Below are 21,078 nucleotides of genomic sequence, written 5' to 3' on the forward strand. Positions count from 1 at the left end.
ATCCGGCAGGCTTTTTTTTGGAATTACCAGTTTTTATTTTCCGCTGATACGTATCAGTTTTTTGTTCACAAATTCTTCAATTCCTAAACTTGAAAGTTCCCTTCCGTAACCTGACCTTTTTGTTCCTCCGAAAGGAAGTTCCGGACTTGAATTGGTAGGTTCGTTAATAAATACCATACCTGTTTCTATCTGCAACGCTACTTTCTCTGCACGAGCAATATCTTTACTAAATACGGCCCCACCAAGCCCAAAAGTTGAATCGTTAGCCAGCTTAATTGCTTCATTTTCATCTTTAACCCTGTAAAATGAAGCAACAGGGCCAAATAATTCTTCGCGGTAAGCCCTCATTCCCGGTTTGATATCTGTAAGGATCGTAGGCTCCATAAAGGCACCTTCCCTATCAAGTCGTTTACCGCCAATAACTGCCTTAGCACCTGCTCTTACCGTATCTTCCACCTGCTCAGCAAGCTGTTTAGCAGCGTCTTCACTGCTTAACGGACCTATTTCGGTCGATTCATCTGCAGGGTTGCCTACCTTAAGCCCAGACATTTTTTTGGTAAGCTTCTCAAGAAACTCATCTGCAACAGATTCCAAAACGATCATACGCTTGGCAGCCGTACACGACTGGCCCATGTTTTTCATACGTCCGTCAAACGCCTGTGCGACGGCGTTGTCAAGATCGGCATCATCCAGCACGATGAACGGATCGCTGCCACCAAGTTCCAGCACCGATTTTTTAAGGTTTTTACCTGCTGCCTCAGCAAGGCTTGCACCAGCTTTTTCACTGCCTGTAAGTGAAAGCCCTTTGATACGTTCATCTTCAGCCAATTTTCCAATTTTGTCACCGGCAACAAACAGATTGGTATAAATTCCTTCTTCGGCGCCTGCCTCTTTAAATATATCTTCAATAGCCTGAGCACATTGCGGTACATTACTGGCGTGTTTAATCATAATAACATTACCCACGGCAATATTAGGCGCAGCTATGCGCGCTACCTGATAGAACGGATAATTCCATGGCTCTACACCAAGGATAACTCCGATAGGGCTGTATCTTACATACGCCTTACCTTCTTTAACCTCAAATGGTTTGTCCTCAAGGAATTTTTCGGCGTTATCGGAATAGTATTTAAAGATGGCAGAGCTAATATCAATTTCGTCTTCGCTCTCCCCTATCAGTTTACCCATTTCCAGTGTAATAAGTTTTGCCAGCTCTTTCTTTTTCTCCTGAAGCAGCTGCGCTACTTTGGCAAGCAGTTTTGCCCTCTCTTCCACAGGTTTATCTCTCCATACATTATATGCCTTGTCGGCACTACTTACCTTTTCATCAATAGTGCTTTCGCTGAGCACATCAAATTTCTTTACTTCCTTATTGTTAAAGGGATTAATGGTTGCTATAGCCATAATTTTTTTGTTTTTGAATTAATACTTGTAACTGTGATAAAAAGTAGCAGTTTGTCATAATTGTTGTACTAGTTATATACCTGCTCCTGAACCGTTTTGCTTCCTGCAAAGCCTTCCAGTATGAGGCGCACACTGCTATTGTCCTTAACATAAAAGCGGGCATGGGTTTTAGCGCTGCCTACTTTTACAGTATATGCCGAAACAGGCAACTCTTCAAACATATACTCATCGGTCCAGTCGTCGCCTATCGCAAAAATGAAATCGTAAGCTGCACCGGCAAGCAGCCTGCCTGCAGCACGCCCCTTATTCACATTGCTGTTTTTGATCTCCAATACTTTATTACCTTCTAATACCGCAAGCGAATTGTTACTTATAAGGCTGTTAAGCACAAACTCAAGTTCTTTGGCACGTATATCTGCCAATTCGCCATCTGCCTTGCGGTAATGCCACGCCAGCGAATAGTTTTTCTCTTCAATAAACGATCCCGGAGTACGGTCTACAAACGTTTCCATGATGGGGCGTATGTTTTCCTTCCAATCACTTTTTACGCGTTCTATTGCCTCCCAGTCGCGGCCCTTACGCCTCAACCAGACACCATGGTCGGTAATAAGCGTGTAATTTTTATGCCCAAACCATTTCCCGAGAGTATCATGATCACGACCGCTTATAATTACAACCTCATTATTTTCATCCGCAGCAAGGCTGTCTAATAAATCAAAAAGCTTATCGTCAGGAAAGGCTTCGGCAGGAGTGTTTTTAAACCCTACGAGGGTGCCGTCATAATCTAGAAGGAAAAGCCTTTTTTGGGCTGAATCATAGTCATTGCCCATAGCTGCAAATACTTCGGTGGTAAGTTCCCGTGTAACCTGTACTTCCGGCTCCTGAGCTGATGAATACAGCGCCTTCATAAACTCTTCCGACCATTTTTCCACATTGTATCGGGAAATCCTTTCTTTCATCTGCACAATCCTGCTGGACTGTTCTTCAGGAGGCATTTCAAGAGCAAACTTTAACGTGTCGGCAATCTGCTCAAAATTGTTCGGATTGATAAGCAGCGCTTCATGCAGTTCTTTTGCCGCTCCTGCCATTTCGCTTAATACCAATACACCGTCGTTGTCTGCCCGGGATGCTACATATTCTTTGGCAACCAGATTCATACCATCGCGAATAGGCGTAACAAGTGCTACCTGCGATGAAGCGTAAAGATCAATAAGGTCTTCAAAAGGCATAGAGCGGTAAAAATACCAGATAGGCGTCCAGTTAACAGTGGCAAATTGCCCGTTTATACGCCCTACAAGCTCGTCTGTCTCGCGCTTTAGCTTCTGATACTGCGGCACATTAGATCGTGACGGTACAGCAAGCATAACGAGCCGTACTTTTTCTTTGTACTCAGGATATTTATTCAGGAAATATTCAAAAGCAAGAATCCTGTTAGGTATACCTTTGGTATAGTCCATCCTGTCTATGGAAAGGATAAGTTTATTATCGCCAAAGTGGAGGCTGTGCTCTTCGAGCTTACGCATAAGGTCAGACTTTTTATCTTCAGGCCTTGTTTTATGCTCCTGCGCAGCATTGTTGAACTGGTTGTAGTCAATCCCCATAGGGAATGAATCCACTTTTACAGTGCGCCCATCATAAACGATATCGTTAAATTTGGTTTCAAGCCCTTTAATGCGCTTAACCGAACTTAAAAAGTGCCTGACATAATCGTAGGTATGAAAACCTACCAGATTAGCGCCGAGCACTCCGTTAAGCAGTTCTTCACGCCATGGGAACGTCCTGAATATTTCGTATGACGGATAGGGAATGTGTAAAAAGAAGCCTATAGTAAGAGCAGGATTTTTATCCCGAATCATCTGCGGTACGAGCATAAGCTGATAGTCGTGTACCCAGATCATGTCGCCTTCATTGGCATACGCCAAAACTTCATTGGCAAATTTGCGGTTTACTTCTTTATAGGAGTTCCATTGTTCGAGTTCAAACTCGGTGTATTCCTGAAAGTAATGAAACATAGGCCAGAGCGTCCTGTTGCTAAAGCCAAAATAAAAATTTTCAACATCTTTTTCGGTCAGGCTTACAGTAGCGCATTTTTCTTTTTGCAGTGCTTCATCTACTTTTTCGGTAAGTTCTGCATCAAGTTGTTCTTCTGTAAGTCCGGACCACCCTATCCAGATGCCATTTCCTTCAGAATGCACAGACTTCATACCCGTTGCCAGTCCGCCTACGCTGGTTTCTACCTGCAATTGGCGGTTATCAATTTTAAGATTTACAGGCAGTCGGTTAGAAACAATAATTGTTTTATTCATGCTAAAGTATTTGCGGTTAAGGTTTGATTTTTATAAATTTAGTGAACAATGAGCCGAAAGGCTAGTAAAATAAAGACTTTATGAAAAATTTAAATTATGGCATAATCGGAAATTGCAGAAGTGCAGCGTTGATTTCAGACACCGGATCTATCGAATGGTGCTGTCTTCCAAAGTTCGATTCATCATCGGTTTTTGCGAAAATACTTGACGAGAAAATCGGGGGAAGCTTTGAGATCATAACCGATGAAAGCTATACTATACGCCAGCACTACATCGAGAATACAGCGATACTGGTTACTATCTTTAGTAATGGTACCGATGCGTTTGAGATAAACGATTTCATGCCCAGATATTACAAAGAGGATGGTTCTTACAACACACCACCGGAACTGATACGTTATATCAAACGGCTTTCAGGCAAACCGTTATTTACGGTTAAATATGACCCAAAGCTGGAATATGCTGCCGGGCATACCGTAACGTATGTTAAAAACGATTACATAGTAAGCCTCACCAACAGTGCCAAATTCAATTCATTATTTTTACACACAAGCTTTGATAAGCAGGCTGTAGCCGATGGCACACCAATAGAACTTAACGGAGACGGCTTTTTCCTGTTAGCCTATAATGAAAAAATATTCGACCAGACGGTAAACAAGATATACCTTGAATTTGAGCGTACCAAAACGTATTGGCTTAACTGGTCAGACAGCACTACGTCTTATAAAAGATACAATGCCCAGATAGCGCGAAGCGCGATAACCCTAAAGCTGCTTACCTACGATAAGACCGGGGCGGTACTTGCTGCGGCTACCACCTCTCTGCCTGAAACTATAGGTGAGGTACGTAACTGGGATTATCGCTTCTGCTGGATACGCGATGCCTCTATGGTGGTCAAGGTAATATCAGACATTGGCCATCGTAAACAGGCCAAAGACTACCTTCAATTCATTATAGATATTATGCCTAATAAGGATGAGAAACTACAGATCATGTATGGCATCAATAAAGAGAAAGACCTTAAAGAAGAAACACTGGACCATCTTAGCGGTTATATGGACTCAAAACCTGTACGCATTGGTAATGCAGCCTTTACACAGCGCCAAAATGATATATACGGCATTCTTATGGATGTAATATACCTGCAGCTCGTTAATTTTAGCAACGATATTCAAAATGCCGAAGAGCTTTGGAACATTACAAAAGGTATTGTATGGGTAGTGGGAAGCCACTGGCAGGAACCTGATAAAGGTATCTGGGAATTCCGTACTGAAGAAAGGCATTTTACGTTCTCTAAAGTATTGTGCTGGACGGCCATAGACAGAGCCATTAAAGTTGCTAAAATATTAGGCAGGACGTCTAAAATATCAAAATGGGAAACTTTGGAAGAATCTATCCGCAGGGATATAATGGATAATGCCTGGAATGAAAACGTACAGGCATTTACTCAATCATACGGTTCAGATGATCTCGATGCATCGGTGCTGCTGATGGAAAATTATGGCTTTATAAATGCAATGGATCCTAAGTATGTCGCTACAGTTCACGCTATAGAAAAAGATCTTAGCAACGACGGACTTTTATACAGATACAAAAATAAAGACGACTTTGGTTTGCCATCGTCATCATTTACTATCTGTACCTTCTGGTTCATTAACAGCCTGTATAAAATAGGCGAAACCAGAAAAGCAGAGAAAATGTTTGATCAACTACTATCTTATAGTAATCATCTAGGTTTGTTTAGCGAAGATATTGATTTTAAGACAAAAAGACTTTTAGGAAATTTTCCTCAAGCCTATTCCCACCTCGCGCTAATAGAGACAGCGATAAATATAAGTAACGTAACCCATGAGGAAGAAGTAATGGATGCAGTGAGGTAATTTATGATAAATACTCCTAATACAAAAAGCCCTTTCGTTATTTATCGAAAGGGCTTTAACTATATATAGAGGGACAATTTATGAATTAATAAAATTCACTATATCCTCGTTGAATTTTTCTTTGTGCGTATAGAATAGACCGTGCGGGGCATCATCATAAACGATGTATTGTGCATGCGGAACCATCTTAACCGTTTCTTCGGCAGATGCATCTATCGGCACCGTTTCATCTGCTTTACCGTGAAGCACAAGAAGCGGCACTTTAATATTGCGAAGGTCATCCCTGAAATCTGTTGTGGACCATGCCTGCATTGACTTGATGGTAGAATATCCGGCTGAGTTGAGCGTTAGCACCATATCTCTCTGAAGGAATTCATCGCTTACAGGTTTGCTGAATAAATGTACACCATAAAACATTTTTGCAAAACCGGCAAGGAACTTTGGCCTATCGTCCTCAAGCTGTTGTTTTATGTCAGTAAACATTTCCTGCGGAAGCCCAGTAGGATTATCATCAGTTTTAAGCAGATACGGCGTTACAGCGCTAACAAGCGCAGCTTTTTTTACCCTGCCTTTAGCATTATATTTTGAAAGGTAACGGGCCACCTCACCACCACCCATAGAAAACCCTACAAGGGTTACGTCTGTAAGATCAAGTTGTTCTAACAGCAGGTTTAAGTCTGATGCAAAATTATCGTAGTTGTACCCTTCCCAAGGGCGTGATGATTTTCCGAATCCTCTTCTGTCATAAGCTATGACACGAATATTGTGTTTAGGAAGTTCATTAAGTTGATATTCCCACATTTCATGGTTTAGCGGCCAGCCATGTATAAGTACAACGGGCTTACCCCTGCCTATGTCCTGGTAAAAGATCTTAACTTCCTCTGAGCTGCCTGAAAGGCTTACCGAATTAGTAGTAATAAAAGGCATAAATAAAATTTTTTGCGGTTAATAATAGAACTATAAATTTACTAACCACATAAAACACTACAGGCCTCGTTAAGAATTTGTTAGGTGTTAATAAAAGGCAAATTGGGAAAACATTTATATAACCCCCATCTTCTCCATAAAGAATGTAGCACTTTTATTACGACAAATGCCATCGCGCAGGCAGTAGTCAAAATAAAGCTCATTATTTTCAATCTGCGCCTCAAAACAGCGGTTGACTAATTGTGAAGGATATTCTTTTGCAAGTTCGCAAACTTCAATATCATGGGTTGCTATCGCACCGGCAGCATTAAGCGCAATCATCTTCCTTATGACTTTTACAGTCCCGGTGCGCTTATCGTCAGAATTTGTACCTCGCAGTATTTCATCAAGAAGCACAAAAGCCATTTTGTCAGCCAGCTGATCCATGATATACCTGAGGCGCTTAACCTCTGCAAAGAAATACGACTCGTTGTCTGAAAGTGAATCAGATAACCTCATAGAAACCAACACCGGCAAAGGATGAACATTAGCAGCAGAAGCGCATACAGGTGCACCCGCCCCTGCAAGCACCATATTGATACCGAGGCTTCTAAGAAATGTACTTTTACCCGACATATTAGATCCTGTGAGTATCATAAATACGGAATCGAAAGTAATATCATTCCTTACCCTGTTTTCTTTATTTAACAAGGGATGCGCAAGGCCTTTAAATTCAATTTTATAATTTGTATTTATGGTTGGGAATGTAAAATCAGGATTATTATAATACAGGTTTCCAAGGCTACCCAAGGCTTCGATTTCTGCAATAACTTCAAGCCAGCCGGCAATTGCAGCAGCGTTTTCCTTTTTCCATTTAAGCAAGCTTTTAAACGCGTAAAAATGGTATAACATTACACCATTCATGAGGGCAGCTCCAAATACGTTATCCATGCTGTCAAGCCTGGAAAAGTATATTGCAAGTTTTTTTATTTTCTTTCCGGCGCTTCCTTCGCCCGCATTCAGTTTTGCCTGTATTGCTTTTAATTTTTCAGACGAAAAGGGTTCCTTCTCGATCTGTTCAATTATGAGTCCGTAATGATGAATTATGTTGTCTATCTCTGTTGTGTCTTTCATTTCGGCTTTTATAGCCTTTACATGGAACAAAATAAATAACAGGTTAAAACCGAATAGCCACTCGGCGGCAGTGCTCCATGTACTAATTGAAGTTACAATATATGCTATTACAGAAACAACAAAAGATATAGGTAAAATGTAAGCTGTAAGATTAGATATTAAAGGCGTATTTTTTGAAACTCCATTCGTCCATAGCATCAGCTTTTGATAAACGTCTTCACTTTCTTTATTCACACGGCTCAGTGCCATAATCTCCTGCCTGAATTCGAGCTTTCCAGCTAATTCTTTTACAGCTTCCTGATTTAAAAGGATATCATCAATTGGCAACAGCTGTGTAAGGGATTCGGCCAGCTTTATACTTCCCCTGTAACTTTGGGCGCGGTTAAGGTTATGATATAATGACCTGTCACCAAAAACATCAAGATCGTGTGAGTAAGGATGAGTAAAATCTATAAAAGCTTTTCCATTATCAAAAGGTATAGATTTACCATCCAGATAATCCATTTCTTCCTGATTTATTTTCACGAGTGCTCCTGCCCTCAGCTTCCTGTTGCGAACAAGGGCATGACGGTTCATTAAAAGGACAAACTCTACTGCACAAAACAGCATAAGACAGGTAAATACCAACGGTTTTTCGGCATTAAAGGCATAGTACCCAAAAGAAAATACTCCTATTGCCATCAGCAGCCGTGAAGCGCTTATAATGTTATACCGCGTAGTAAGCTTTTTGAGTTCGAGTTCATAAACAGCTTTACGATTTTTGTAGAATTCCATATCGCGTTGTTATATAACAAATATAATACAAAAAAATCCTGCCGTAGTATTGGCAGGATGTATATTACTCTTCGTGAAATACCAGTAACGGCACTTTTGAATGGTATGCCATTTTTTTTGTTAGACTACGATGAAACAAACTCTCAAAGAAACCACGCTTATGTGTACGCATTACCAACAGGCCTACATTTTGGTTGTCTATAAAATCAAGTATAGTCTGTTCTATATCGTCTCCCGCAATATTATAAAAATCAATCTTTTCACTTCTGTAGTATATCTTCCATTCATTTATGCGTTCTTCGATATCTGCCGGGTCATCTTCATTTTTAATATAAAGGCAAAGCACCGATGCGTTAAATTTATGAGCGATATCCAGTGTTCTGGAAAGAGAATCATTATCCTTATCTTTATATTGGGTCGTAAAAGCAATACTTGTTATAGGGTGATATTCGGCCTCCGCTGGAATACCCAGTACCGGCACCTTTGCATTTGTTATTACAGATGCGGTAGAAGAACCTAAAAAGGTTTCCTTAAGACCTGTAGCACCTTTAGTTCCCATTACAATAAGGTCTATTGCTTCATCTGTACAAACCTTATTTATATTGTAAATCAAATCACCATAAAGCAATACATTACGCATCTTAACATGTCCCAGATTTCTTCTCTCTGCCATTTGGTGCAATTCAGGAAGCTGTTCCCTAAAACTCTCAAATTGGTTCATCTCTACAATATCAAATATCTCTTTTGTAGATTCCGGCAGTGGAGGTGTTTCTACAATTGGCAGATCATAGACATGCAGAACCACCAGCTCTGCGCCGTAAGAATCTGCAAACCGCAGTGCATATATAAAAGCTGTGTTTGCAGCTTCAGAAAAATCGGTAGGAAAAAGTATTTGTTTCATGGTTGACGATATTGGTACACCATAAAAATACAAAATTTACTGTGCCATACCTAAGCAAAACTGTAAGGGTTTTGTTAAAAAAGAAAGGCTGCCAATTGGCAGCCTTTGGTATATATTTTTCTAAAATTAGTTTAGTTTGTTAGAAGTATAGTTACCTGTTATGGTTACATTGCTTCCTTTAGTCACGTTACCAAAGATAGTAATTGAAGAACCTGAACCTACAAACTCAACTTTAGAATTACTGTTAAGAACAAGGTTACCATAGACAACTACTGATCCTTCAATTTTAAGAGTACCATTTACTGTAAGTGGCTGACCAAAAAGAACAGTACCCTGAGCAAGAGAGCCTTTTATGTAGAACACTCCACCGCTATTAACATTAAGCGCCTGAGATACTGAAAGTGAACCACACCATGTTAGGTTTGCATTTACATTTACAGTTGCAAGAGCAGCTGCACCCTGGTATTGTTTTGTTTCACCGGAATTTACATTTAAGTTAGCAGAAAGGCCAAGGTATAGCGGGAAAGACGTACAATCTACTGAGCTTGCTACCATCTTAACTATTTTTAGACCTCCGTTACCCATTGCGGCAAAGATGTAGTCACCTGAGCTTGTAAGGTAGTTACATGAGCTGTTTCCGCTTAGGGATATAGAACCTAAGAAGCTTAATACCTGGTTTGTATTTTTGTAGATGTACATACCTGCACCGCCGTTTGCAACAAATACATTAGTATCGTTTACAGAAACTGCGTTTGTAGTAATATCTGATGCAATTACACCTGTTACATTTGTAGGTACAGCGATAGTCTGCGATTTAACACCGGTAGAAATATTATAAACTCCAAGGCCGTTGTAACCTTCAGACACAAGTACTGAAGTTGTTCCAAGGAAATCAACAGTTCTTTTTGCGTTCTGGGCATCCTGAGATGTGTTGAATGATGCTATCTGAGTTAAACCGTCTGCATTATAAACTTTTACGCCCTGGGTACCACTTAATACAACAATTTTGTTATTATTAGCGCCTACAGCTCTAAGATCTGCAACAGGAATCGTAACTTCTATATTGTTTGATGTTTTGTTAAGCTGGTAAAGTGATCCGTTGTTACCTGATACAGCATAGTATTTAGATGAAGTAGATGTTACTGATGTACCAGTATTACCTGCTAACGATTTCTGAACGAAATTTGTACTTAAAAGTCCATTGTTAAGGGTCATAGCACCGCTAAATGCTGCTGTACCTGCTGTTGGAAAAGCATCTGTACTTCTAGCACCGGCAACATAAAGCATTCCGTTATCATATCTTACACTGCTGATATCTGTATTAGGGAATAAAGCCTGAACGACTAATGCCGGAGCTGTAGGGTTAGAAATGTTTATTACATCTATAGCGCCTCCGTAAGGTTCGCCTTCTACGTTATAAGAAACATATGCATAGTTACCGTTAATCGCTACGTGAGTTGCTTTAAGCTTTACGCCACCATATGTAGGAGGAGCTACTTCTGCAACAAGCACTAATGGAAGTGTTCCCGCAACCTGCTCTGTTCTTCCATTCTCAGCACTGTCATCTCTCATAGAAAGTACTCCTGCATTATCGTAGCTGATACGTTCGTTTAAAGATTGTGCGTCTGTGTTTAAGACAACACCGTTTTGAGTGTTGTTATCACCTGCCCTGTCGTCGTCATTCTGACATGAAACAGCAAATAAGATAGCTAGTAAGGTAGCGCCGCGTAAAAATTTAAGTTTCATTATGTAAAAAATTTAGTTTTCCAAAAATATTAATTAAGTGCCAATTCAAAAAAACATTTAACCTGTTCTTTGCATGTGCCTTTGTAAAATACCAAAACATCTATACCAATTGAGAAGAATACGTTGTTTTCCATGATCTTTTGTTTTGATGAGACAAATGTATGTTAGTAAATCTATACAATATAAAAAATGAGGTAAAGCGAATATTTTGTGCGGTAAAATAGAGTTATCTTTGCAAAAAAGGTATTTTATGATTCCTCAGGACACAATTGTTGCCCTTGCCACGCCATCAGGCTCAGGAGCAATAGCTATTATAAGACTCTCAGGCGATGATGCCATTACTATAGCTTCAAAAGTATTTGCTTCGGTAAGCGGTAAAGACATTACCCGTCAAAGAACACACACTATACATCTTGGACATATAACCGATGGGCAAAAAACATATGACCAGGTTTTACTCTCATTATTTAAAGGACCTAACTCATATACCGGAGAAAACACTGTTGAGATTTCCTGTCACGGTTCTACCTATATCCAGCAGCAAATAATACAGTTATTACTACGCAGCGGATCGCGGATGGCAAACGCAGGCGAATTTACGCTTCGCGCTTTCCTTAACGGCAAGCTCGACCTTTCTCAGGCAGAAGCTGTAGCAGATTTAATAGCATCAGATAACGAGGCATCGCATCAAATTGCAATGCAGCAAATGCGCGGTGGATTTTCAAACGAAATTGCAAAGCTGCGCGAAGAACTATTAAATTTTGCGTCGTTAATTGAACTTGAACTTGATTTTTCTGAAGAAGACGTTGAGTTTGCAGACCGCTCACAATTTACCGAATTATTACAACGAATTACTTTTGTACTTAAGCGCCTTATCGACTCATTTGCAGTAGGGAATGTTATCAAGAACGGCATACCTGTAGCTATTGTTGGCGAACCTAATGTTGGAAAATCAACGCTGCTTAATGCCCTTTTAAACGAAGAGCGTGCTATTGTTTCTGATATTGCCGGAACGACGAGAGATACTATAGAGGACGAACTGGTAATAAACGGCATTGGCTTTAGATTCATTGATACCGCAGGCATCCGTGAAACAGAAGATGTCGTAGAGAGCATTGGTATCAAAAAAACTTTTGAAAAAATAGAACAGGCACAAGTAGTTGTTTACCTGGTTGACGGATTTGAACTTACTTCAGACTCAACCCAACTTGACAGGCTTAAAATTGAATTTGAAAGGGTTAAGAACCAGTTCCCATTAAAACCGCTTATTATAATAGGGAATAAAGCCGACAAACTTAACAAAGAACAAACTGATGCTATATTAAACGCTATTCCAGAATTGTTTCTTATTTCCGCAAAAAATAATATAGGTATTGAAGAACTTAAGAATAAGCTGTTATCTTTCGTCAATACGGGTGCATTAATAAAAAACGAAACAATAGTAACTAATACAAGGCATTACGATTCACTATTTAAAGCATTAGAAGAAGTACATAAAGTTCAGTTTGGTATACAGTCAAATCTTCCCGCCGACCTGATGGCTATAGATATAAGACAGGCTTTATATTACTTTGGAGAGATTACAGGACAGGTTACCAATGACGAATTGTTAGGTAATATATTTGCTAATTTCTGCATCGGTAAATAGCAGGCACAAAGCATCGCAAATCAACACAAACAAAACCAGTTAAATTGTTATAAAACAGCAATTTAGCTGGTTTTTCATTTTTGTCCATTTTATCTTTATTTGGTGATATTTGGTAAAAGTTTGTACCCCAGTTGTACCTCATTTTGAAAACGGACACCGTGGTCAATTTTGAGGCGAAAACATGGCACACAGAGGCACACTTAGGCACATTGGGGCACAAATTATCGTATATGAGCACCAACATCAGGATCACCAGGATCTGTGATTTCTGCCTGCAGGAATTCACAGCCAAAACAACAAAGACAAAGTACTGTTCCCACAAATGCAACAGCCGGGGGTATAAAGCCGCTGTACGCAATCAGAAGATAGAGACCAGTAATATTGAAACCATTAAGGTAATCAACGCCGACCTTGAGAAAATCAAGCTGCGTGAGTTCCTAAACATAACCCAGGCGAGTACACTCTTCGGGATAAGCCGAAGGACAATCTACCGGCTTATTGACCGGGGGCACCTCAACATTGCAAAATTCGGGACACGTACCGTCATCAAAAAATGTGATCTGGAAGCGTTCTTTGCTGTGCCAATAATTGAACAGACCCTGCAGCCTGTTCAGGCTTTTCCCGGTATTGCTAATTGCTATACAATAAGCCAGGCGCAGTCGGAGTTCAACATATCTCCTGCTGCGTTGTATCATTTGATACACCGTCATGGAATTTTGAAATACAGCATAGGAAAATTTACCTATGTTCCCAAAACAGATTTGGATATAATATTTAATGCAGTGCAGATATGAAAAGGATAAGTGTAACATTGAGAAGCAAGGCTATCAGTAAAGGAAGGCAGACATTATACCTCGACTTCTTCCCTCCTATATTGAATCCGGAGACTGGAAAATACACCAGGCGTGAATTTTTGAAGTTGTACCTGTATGATAAGCCAAAAAGCTATACTGAAAAAGTGAAGAATTCGGAACACCAGCGCACGGCAGAACTCATCTGTACACGGCGCCAAAACGAAGTGAATAAGGAATTTATATACACGCCATTCGAATTGGAGCAGCTCCGCATAAAAGCAATTGGCCAGCAGTCATTTCTTGATTACTTTAAAAAACAGGGCGATAAAAGAACTGGAAGCAATTGGGATATTTGGGACACGGCCATACGCCATTTTGAAGCATTTCTGCGCGGTAAAGATATACTTTTCCAAGATCTAACCATTTCTTTTGTGGATGATTACCGTGATTATCTCCTTACGGCTAAAAACCGTCGAAACGGTGACAAGACAATTGCGCGAAATACTGCCTTATCGTATTTTAATAAACTGAAAGCGACACTCAAAAAGGCCTATAAAGAAGGATTATTGCAAAGAGATATAAACTCAGGGATTGAAGGTATTAATGAACAAGAATCGCAGAGAAACTATCTCACACTTGAGGAGGCTGCTATGCTCTTTAAGACACCCTGCAAAAAAGAAATTGTGAAGAGGGTAAGCCTCTTTGCAATTTTTACAGGTATAAGGTATTCCGATATAGCTAAGCTCAAATGGAAAGATGTGCAACATACCCTTAATGACGGTTACTACATACGCTTTACCCAAAAGAAGACGGAAAAACAGGAAACTATGCCCATATCTGAAAACGCTTTTGAAATATTAGGGGAGCCTCGAAATCCAGAGGAAAAAATCTTTCCCGGGCTAAAGAAATGGGATTTTGACCGCGTAGTGCCACTATGGGTAGCGGCAGCAGGAATAAAGAAGCATATAACCTTTCATTGCTTCCGACATACCTATGCGACGTTGCAGATTGCAGGAGGAACTAATTTATTGACGGTATCCAAAATGCTGGGGCACAAAAGCATAAAAACAACACAAATTTACGCCAAAGTAATTGACGAAACTAAAAGGGAAGCTACCAAGAAGATTAAGTTTTGGTAGTCCCCTTTCTGCATTAAAATATATGAGACATCACTTTTCTTTTATCAGTTCATCATTTGTGCTAATTCTCCCTGATTTTATCCAAGCAGTGAGTTCTGATTTGTAAAAATACAGTCGTTTTCCTTTTTTATTATAAGGCAGCTCATTTCTACTAACCTTTGAGTAGATTGTCGCCACCGAAAGTTTTAATATGTCAGAAGCTTCAGTAATGGTCAGTAGTTCATCGTTTTCTACCGTTATTCCTGAGAGTTCGTGCAAAAGTTTCTCTATATTTTCCATCTTAGCGTATAGATTGCTGATCATTTTCGGCAGCTGGTCAAAAGTATAAGGTTTCATATTTAAATATTTTAATCATTCTTATAAGAAATTAGGATGTAAAGCTATTCTACAAAGAATATTTATTTACCTCCTGATATCTAAAGGAACACTTTGACTTACAGTTTCCTCTATGATTCAACTGTGTATCCCTGAAAAATTTATCCTAAGCCTCAATTCTCATGAATACTAGAATACATTTTAGATATGAATGGTATTAATTAATTCGGTGCTGAAACTTTTACGTAAATGTTGATAGATATCGCCGCTAATTCTAAAACTTCTTCCTGTTAATGCTCTTCCGTTAGGGTGCTTTGCTTATGCTAATAAAATCCAGGCCTAACACAATAAGATGGTTATTTTTGGTTGTGGTATCGCCATGGCTGACTTCTAATAAGGTATCCTGATGGTTAAAACCCGCATAAAAAATTGCAAATGGCTTAGCAGTCCTTTACTATAATCTTTATTGACATTCGCCTTAATAAAAAACACGAACATTTTGGTGAATCTATTAAAAGAATAAAAAAATCACTAAATTTCCGATGACCAATACCAGCTGTGCTGACGATTTAACTTTAACCATATTGCATTAATTTCTTTTTTAGCGCAGATTTTTGTACAGTTTACAAGATAATGATCATGAAAAAAATAAAATTATTGAGTGCAGTTTTTATATTTCAGGGATGCTATTTAATGCAGGAGTGGCAATCATATTCAGTTAAAGAACATAATGGAAGATCTTTCCTGAAAGAGATGAAATATAAAGAAAGTTTCACACCTCAAATGTCGAATTTAATTGATCAGAACTGTCTTTATCACAGATACTATGAAAACCCATCCATAGATTATAAGCTACATTCTGGAATTAGATTTTTTAAAAATGGCCAATACATCATTTACAATAGCAGTTCCGCATTGAATTATTCAATCTTCACAACCTTTTCGCAAGGAGAGATTGGGTATTATAATTCAAATTTGAAAGATAGCATTATCATAATCGAAAAGGCGAACCATCTGTTCAGGCGAGCAGGTAAAAGATCATTGGATAGATATAAAGTAACAAGTAATGGAGATCTAATTAGCATTACAAAAGATGCTTCCGACTTAGAGGTGAGTACAAAAAAAATTACACGCCTGAATTTAAGGATAGTAAATCTGTACCAGATTGGTAATTATCATTGCTAATGATCAAAGATATAACTACTCCTAAAATTCCTCTCTTAATCAAAAGAATAAGGATAAGTCCTGCGAAGGATTATGTTTTTGTCTTTCAGATCGGGCTCATTTACTACATAATATTTGTGCAGCGCTCTGCTTTCAATCTTAAGGATTTTATAGAAGAATTTTATGTAGCCATACTTTTCTATGTCTTGAAGTGAAAGGATGCAATTTTTATATTTTTTTAAAAATTCCGACCCCTCAACTGTAACATTATTTTTAACCATATATGTTGATGGAGAATCATCCTGGGTGTTCATGCTAACTCTTCCACTTCCCAATAGATCTGTAAACGTATATTGATTTGTACCGTATTGTCTGCTTCCTATATAACTGAACTTAAAATTGCTAAAGTTCAAGGTCTGCTCTTTAAAGTCTTGATTCTGTGGTAATATAAAAATAATTGTGTCCTGTTCGCTAATATGAAGCAAATCCTGCGAAAAGGTTGAGGATGCAAATAATAAAAACACTAAACAACTTATAAACTTCATAATTAATTTTAATTAGCATTATTGTTATGGGCTAAAGTGTTGTCACACCTGCTAAGATATCCGGGCTGTTTAAGTGCTCACGAAATTTTAGACAATCATTGTGAACAAACATACCTTCGGTCGATTGATTATGCCCATCTATAGCGTTTTTATCTCCCCAGCGCAAAATGTCCCCTATGCTCAGTTACGTCAGCTCTTTTTACCACAAACCAGTAGTCGGTTGCCGGAAGCGGCTGGCCATTATACATTCCATCCCAACCTTTGTCATTATTGGATAGAGATGTAATAACTTTTCCATAACGGTCAAAAATATGTATGCTCATTCCGGGTTCCCAAGAGGATAATTTTATAGACCAAAAGTCATTAATGCCATCGCCGTTCGGAGTGAAAAATTTAGGATATGTCAGCAGCAATATCTCAGTTTCAACTGTTCCGCAACCATTCCTATCGCGAACATATACAGTATATCTGCCTGCCGCCATATTCTCGAATATATTGCTATCCTGGTAATGCTCACCATCAATTGAATATTCGTAATTTCCTGACGCAGCAGTAACAATAGTTATTGCATTATCCCTATCGGTCCAGTCATTAATCTCAATGTGGCCTATACGTGGTTTATAAGATAGTTCTACACTAAATTCTTTTGTTGATGAGCAGACTATCCCAGAATTGTCCTTATAGATGGTCACCTGGTAATTGCCCGGCTGTGTAATTACAATTGTCTGCGCGGTAGAACCGGTTGACCACTTATATGTATACCCAGGATCAGCTGTAATGCTTACTTTTCCGTCTTCGCACAAGCTATATGAATCTTTTATGGTAATTGCCGGTGATGGTATTAAATTAATCTTCAGCAGTACCACCTTATAGCATAATGAATTGTACTCAACCCTTACATATACACTATTGTTTTGCTGGCGGAGATCATAATGGCCGTAGTCAGCAATAGCTCCTGAAGAATCTTTATCTTGGGCTGTTACAGCAGATGTATAGTACTCAAAGCTATAATTTATGCTATCGGGAATGAGAAAATCACTGTACAGCGTAAGATCAATTATCTCGATGCCGTCATTAAAATCATCGCAAACATTTGCCTCATAATCTGAAGCGGGCAGCTCGTCAATAATGTTTGCAGTCAATTCAAGACGTTGGATAGATTCGCAACCCTCAATGGTCTGCGAAGCCCAGTAGATGGATCCGTCTGTTAGCACAGTAGCTAATGGTAGAACTGTACCACCTGTCTCCTGACCGTAAAATTTTATATCACTGCCATTGACGATAAAATCTGCAAGAGTTGCATTAAGGTTTTTGCAGAAATTTTGCTGCCCCTCGCCCTCTGGCTTAGGAGTGTTGCGTATTGTGATTGTCACAGGCTTTCGCTGGCTTTCACAGCTGCCTATAGTTTGAGACGCATAATATGTTGTTCCGCTCAACAGGGCGGTCGTCCCCGGTAGTACGTTGCCATCAACCTGGGCATTATACCAGGTTACGTTTTGCCCTGTAATGGGAATGTCAGCCAGGGTAAGCTGTGGCTTAAAGCAGAGGGTTATTTCAGGTGCTGCAACCGGTAGTGGCTGCTGGCTCACCAATACGGTTTGCTGTTGGTGGGAAATATTCCCATTTGTATCAGAATAGTCCCATGTTATGGTGTAGGTTCCTGAAACAGTATAAGCCAAGGGGCTTGCAGTTGTTGCCGTAATAGCTCCGGCGCAATTGTCTGTAGCCAGCGGATAGGGAACTACAAGGGAATCGCAGTTTCCGGTAATATCTGGCAATGAGGCATTGTTTGGCACAGGCGCGATAGTATCGCCGACGCTAACCTGTACATTTATAGCGCCGTCGCAATTGCCTGTTCCGGTTATAGTGCAGGTGTAGAGGCCATTATTCGCGATGTCAGCGTTGGCAATCACGGGATTCTGAAGTGTGGATGCAAATCCATCTGGCCCTGACCAGGAGTATGCCGTTCCGCCTGTAGCCGTAAGCTCAATATCTTTTCCTATGCATACTGGAGAATTGCTGCCAGCTGCCACCAGTGTTTCACAATCCTGAAATTTTACAAGGAAAGCATCCCTGTAAGTATCACCAAGTGTAGTCTGATGCGCTCCGGGCGTTGCAATACCGCTGGTACTTCCCCAGGTATCCCCAACTATGTAAATATTTTTATTAGCATCCAGGGCAACGTGGTTGCAGTAATTGCCTTCGCCATAAAAATCTTCCATAAGATTACCTCCATAATAGGTGCCCCAAACCCTTTGCCCTACAGCATCAAGCTTGATAAGATATGCCTCACCATAGCTATTAGCTTCTAAAAATGCGCCTGGTGTCGCAATGCCTGTATTTTCATCAGTTGAACCGGTAAAATAAACATAATCATTCGGGCTGACATCCAGGTCCTGTATATAATCTTTGAAATAAGTACCCCAAACCTGGCTTGAAGCATCAACATCAAATTTTACGACATACGAACTTCTGCCGTAATCCATCTCTATATCCTGGAAACCGGCATTGAATGTCCCTGTACTATTCAGGTTTGTATTATTAGTAAGCCCAAAAAAATACAGATAGTTTCCTGCCATCTTTGCATTTGTAATGCCGGTATACTGGCTTCCTCCAAAATAAGTTCCCCATACCCTCTGGCCTTCAGCCGTAATTTTGGCGATAAAGCCAGAGCTATAACCCGTCATGAGACGCTGATAACTGCCAGAAGTTGAAATACCCCCTGCGCTTCGGGTATTGCCGAGAACGTAAATATGATTATCTTCAGAGAAAAGGCAGGCTGTTATTTCATCGCTTTCGATGCCACCATAATATGTTCCCCAGGTTTGAACGCCCTCAGGAGTAAATTTGGCAAGAAATCCATCGCTGTCCAAATAGCCGTCACCATGTTCTGTCTGGTGAACCATCGGAGTTGCTACATGGTCATGGCTGTCAGTCACACCGGCAAGGAATACATTATTGTCATTATCAAAACAGATAGATTTTCCTTTTGTAGTGGATTCTCCTCCAAAAAAAGTCCCCCATTGCCTGATTCCTTCATCATTAAGCTTTACAAGGTATGCATTATCATAATAGCCAACACTTACAGGCTGGTGGCTGCCTGATGTGGTAACATTATTTACCGTGGAAGATGCGGCTCCGGTAAAATAGACATTTGAGTTTGCATCAACATTTAAAAATGCTGGTATAGCTGTATAATAGATTCCCCAAAGGCGGGTGCCATCGGTATCAAACTTAGTAATAAAGCCATTGTATAAAAAGTAAGGCTCAGGGTATGTTCCTGTAGTTGCAATATTGTTAGTACTAGATGTTTTGCCGGCCATAAAAACAGCATTGCCGGGGCCTGTTACCACATCAAGGGGGTAATCACTGCCTGTGCCACCGTAATATGTTCCCCAGAGTCGCATTGGTACAGGGTCGATTATCACTGTTTTATCCGCAGACGAATGTGATGAGAAGCCATATATATTGTTTTTAATTTTTTTATACCTGACCGAAGTTTCTTTCCTTCCGCTTTGGCCCTCCTCCCAACTTAAAGGCAAAACCTCCTCCATGGTCCCAAAACGTAGAGCCATACTGATTTTATTATCTTGAAGACTGGTTTTGGCGCCTCTAAACCTCATTTGGATATCATTGACCTTACCCTGAGGATGAATAATAAAATTATACTCTACAGGCTTTGTCAAATTTTCCGGTATAAAAAAGACCACATCTATCCCGTTATAAATGTTATAATAGGTAACTTTTTTATAACTGTGCACAAATAAGATGCCTTTAGACTCCCCGGGATTAGTGTAATAGTGGTCATAGTCAGACGACTTGCCTTCAGCCTTAATAACTGTCTTTGGATTGCATCCGATAAAATCAATGTCGATCCTTTGAAAATGGAATTGGGGTGCTTCACTTTGGAGATTTTTTATCTTTTTATCATCCGCGTCAGCAGGCTCATATACGTCATATGAAAATCCGTCCTTCCTTAGCTGGACGTTTAGGCCCTTGGTATTCAATAGATATAGAACCCTTTTGTTCACTTTTCCTGTCTCATCAAAAATCTGGCCCTTATTCTCGATGAAGCCTTTGGATTTATCCTGCCCCGAAAGGTTTATAGAAACAAAAAGAAGTAGAAGGAGAACTGAAATTTTCATCTGTAATGTATTGCGATGCAAATGTATGAAAGATTTTATTTCTCAGAATGCTAAAATTGGTTCTTATCTTCATCGGCGTTTCTAATGTCCGCGCTCAGGAAATTTATCTTAGCACATTGCAGTATCTTAATACAATTTCATTTCCATTATTCTTGATGACATTTTTTCACCTTAATCTGAAAATTTGGCATTCTTGCCTAACTGGTATTTTCTTTGTTTGGCAGCTTTAACTGCCCACGCAAATAATCCAGTGGGCAAAGAACTTAAATTGTTTATA

General features: G+C 39.7%; 14 protein-coding genes. 5 read left to right on the top strand and 9 right to left on the bottom strand.

The genetic code is table 11. The features are described from left to right. Positions 1-33 precede the first annotated feature (33 nt). Together R1T16_RS01570 and R1T16_RS01575 are read right to left on the bottom strand one after the other, a co-directional pair. Entirely contained in the window at positions 34-1,404 is a 1,371-nt protein-coding gene (locus R1T16_RS01570; RefSeq protein WP_317499301.1) for an NAD-dependent succinate-semialdehyde dehydrogenase, read from the bottom strand. A gap of 68 nt (positions 1,405-1,472) precedes the next feature. Next, the gene (locus R1T16_RS01575) at positions 1,473-3,710 is read right to left on the bottom strand and encodes a bifunctional alpha,alpha-trehalose-phosphate synthase (UDP-forming)/trehalose-phosphatase (protein WP_317499302.1); all 2,238 of its coding nucleotides are present in this window, start codon (positions 3,708-3,710) and stop codon (positions 1,473-1,475) included. An 80-nt stretch (positions 3,711-3,790) separates the two neighbouring features. Here R1T16_RS01575 and R1T16_RS01580 point away from each other — a divergent pair, with 80 nt between their 5' ends. Then, entirely contained in the window at positions 3,791-5,590 is a 1,800-nt protein-coding gene (locus R1T16_RS01580; RefSeq protein WP_317499303.1) for a glycoside hydrolase family 15 protein, read from the top strand. 78 nt (positions 5,591-5,668) lie between these two features. Here R1T16_RS01580 and R1T16_RS01585 read toward each other — a convergent pair whose 3' ends face one another. The 4 genes from R1T16_RS01585 to R1T16_RS01600 form a co-directional block, all read right to left on the bottom strand. Continuing rightward, positions 5,669-6,517 carry an alpha/beta hydrolase gene (locus R1T16_RS01585; RefSeq protein WP_317499304.1) on the bottom strand — a complete coding sequence of 283 codons (849 nt, stop codon included), beginning with the start codon at positions 6,515-6,517 and terminating at the stop codon, positions 5,669-5,671. Positions 6,518-6,631: 114 nt separating this feature from the next. Continuing rightward, the gene (locus tag R1T16_RS01590; protein ID WP_317499305.1) at positions 6,632-8,404 is read right to left on the bottom strand and encodes a MutS-related protein; all 1,773 of its coding nucleotides are present in this window, start codon (positions 8,402-8,404) and stop codon (positions 6,632-6,634) included. Between the two features lie 64 nt (positions 8,405-8,468). Next, positions 8,469-9,305: a universal stress protein gene (locus R1T16_RS01595; protein ID WP_317499306.1), complete on the bottom strand. Its 837-nt coding sequence runs from the start codon at positions 9,303-9,305 to the stop codon at positions 8,469-8,471. Positions 9,306-9,431: 126 nt separating this feature from the next. Then, positions 9,432-11,051 carry a hypothetical protein gene (locus R1T16_RS01600; RefSeq protein WP_317499307.1) on the bottom strand — a complete coding sequence of 540 codons (1,620 nt, stop codon included), beginning with the start codon at positions 11,049-11,051 and terminating at the stop codon, positions 9,432-9,434. Positions 11,052-11,301: 250 nt separating this feature from the next. Between R1T16_RS01600 and mnmE the strand changes: the two genes are divergently transcribed. The 3 genes from mnmE (at position 11,302) to R1T16_RS01615 (ending at position 14,632) form a co-directional block, all read left to right on the top strand. Then, a complete protein-coding gene (mnmE, locus tag R1T16_RS01605; protein WP_317499308.1) occupies positions 11,302-12,699 on the top strand; it encodes a tRNA uridine-5-carboxymethylaminomethyl(34) synthesis GTPase MnmE in 1,398 nt (465 codons plus the stop codon). Positions 12,700-12,929: 230 nt separating this feature from the next. Next, a complete protein-coding gene (locus R1T16_RS01610) occupies positions 12,930-13,493 on the top strand; it encodes a helix-turn-helix domain-containing protein (protein ID WP_317499309.1) in 564 nt (187 codons plus the stop codon). Beyond that, entirely contained in the window at positions 13,490-14,632 is a 1,143-nt protein-coding gene (locus R1T16_RS01615; RefSeq protein ID WP_317499310.1) for a site-specific integrase, read from the top strand. Before R1T16_RS01610 ends, R1T16_RS01615 begins: the two co-directional genes overlap by 4 nt. A gap of 30 nt (positions 14,633-14,662) precedes the next feature. Here the strand turns inward: R1T16_RS01615 and R1T16_RS01620 are convergent, their stop codons facing one another. After that, on the bottom strand, positions 14,663-14,968 hold the full coding sequence (locus R1T16_RS01620) for a helix-turn-helix domain-containing protein (protein WP_317499311.1): 306 nt from the start codon (positions 14,966-14,968) through the stop codon (positions 14,663-14,665). A 618-nt stretch (positions 14,969-15,586) separates the two neighbouring features. Between R1T16_RS01620 and R1T16_RS01625 the strand changes: the two genes are divergently transcribed. After that, positions 15,587-16,132 carry a hypothetical protein gene (locus tag R1T16_RS01625; RefSeq protein WP_317499312.1) on the top strand — a complete coding sequence of 182 codons (546 nt, stop codon included), beginning with the start codon at positions 15,587-15,589 and terminating at the stop codon, positions 16,130-16,132. Between the two features lie 35 nt (positions 16,133-16,167). Here R1T16_RS01625 and R1T16_RS01630 read toward each other — a convergent pair whose 3' ends face one another. Continuing rightward, positions 16,168-16,656, bottom strand: a complete 489-nt coding sequence (locus tag R1T16_RS01630) for a hypothetical protein (RefSeq protein ID WP_317499313.1) — start codon at positions 16,654-16,656, stop codon at positions 16,168-16,170. Positions 16,657-16,805: 149 nt separating this feature from the next. Further along, positions 16,806-20,801 carry a T9SS type B sorting domain-containing protein gene (locus R1T16_RS01635; protein ID WP_317499314.1) on the bottom strand — a complete coding sequence of 1,332 codons (3,996 nt, stop codon included), beginning with the start codon at positions 20,799-20,801 and terminating at the stop codon, positions 16,806-16,808. Positions 20,802-21,078 lie beyond the last annotated feature (277 nt).

Source organism: Flavobacterium sp. DG1-102-2 (assembly GCF_033042555.1).
Classification (GTDB): Bacteria; Bacteroidota; Bacteroidia; order Flavobacteriales; family Flavobacteriaceae; genus Flavobacterium.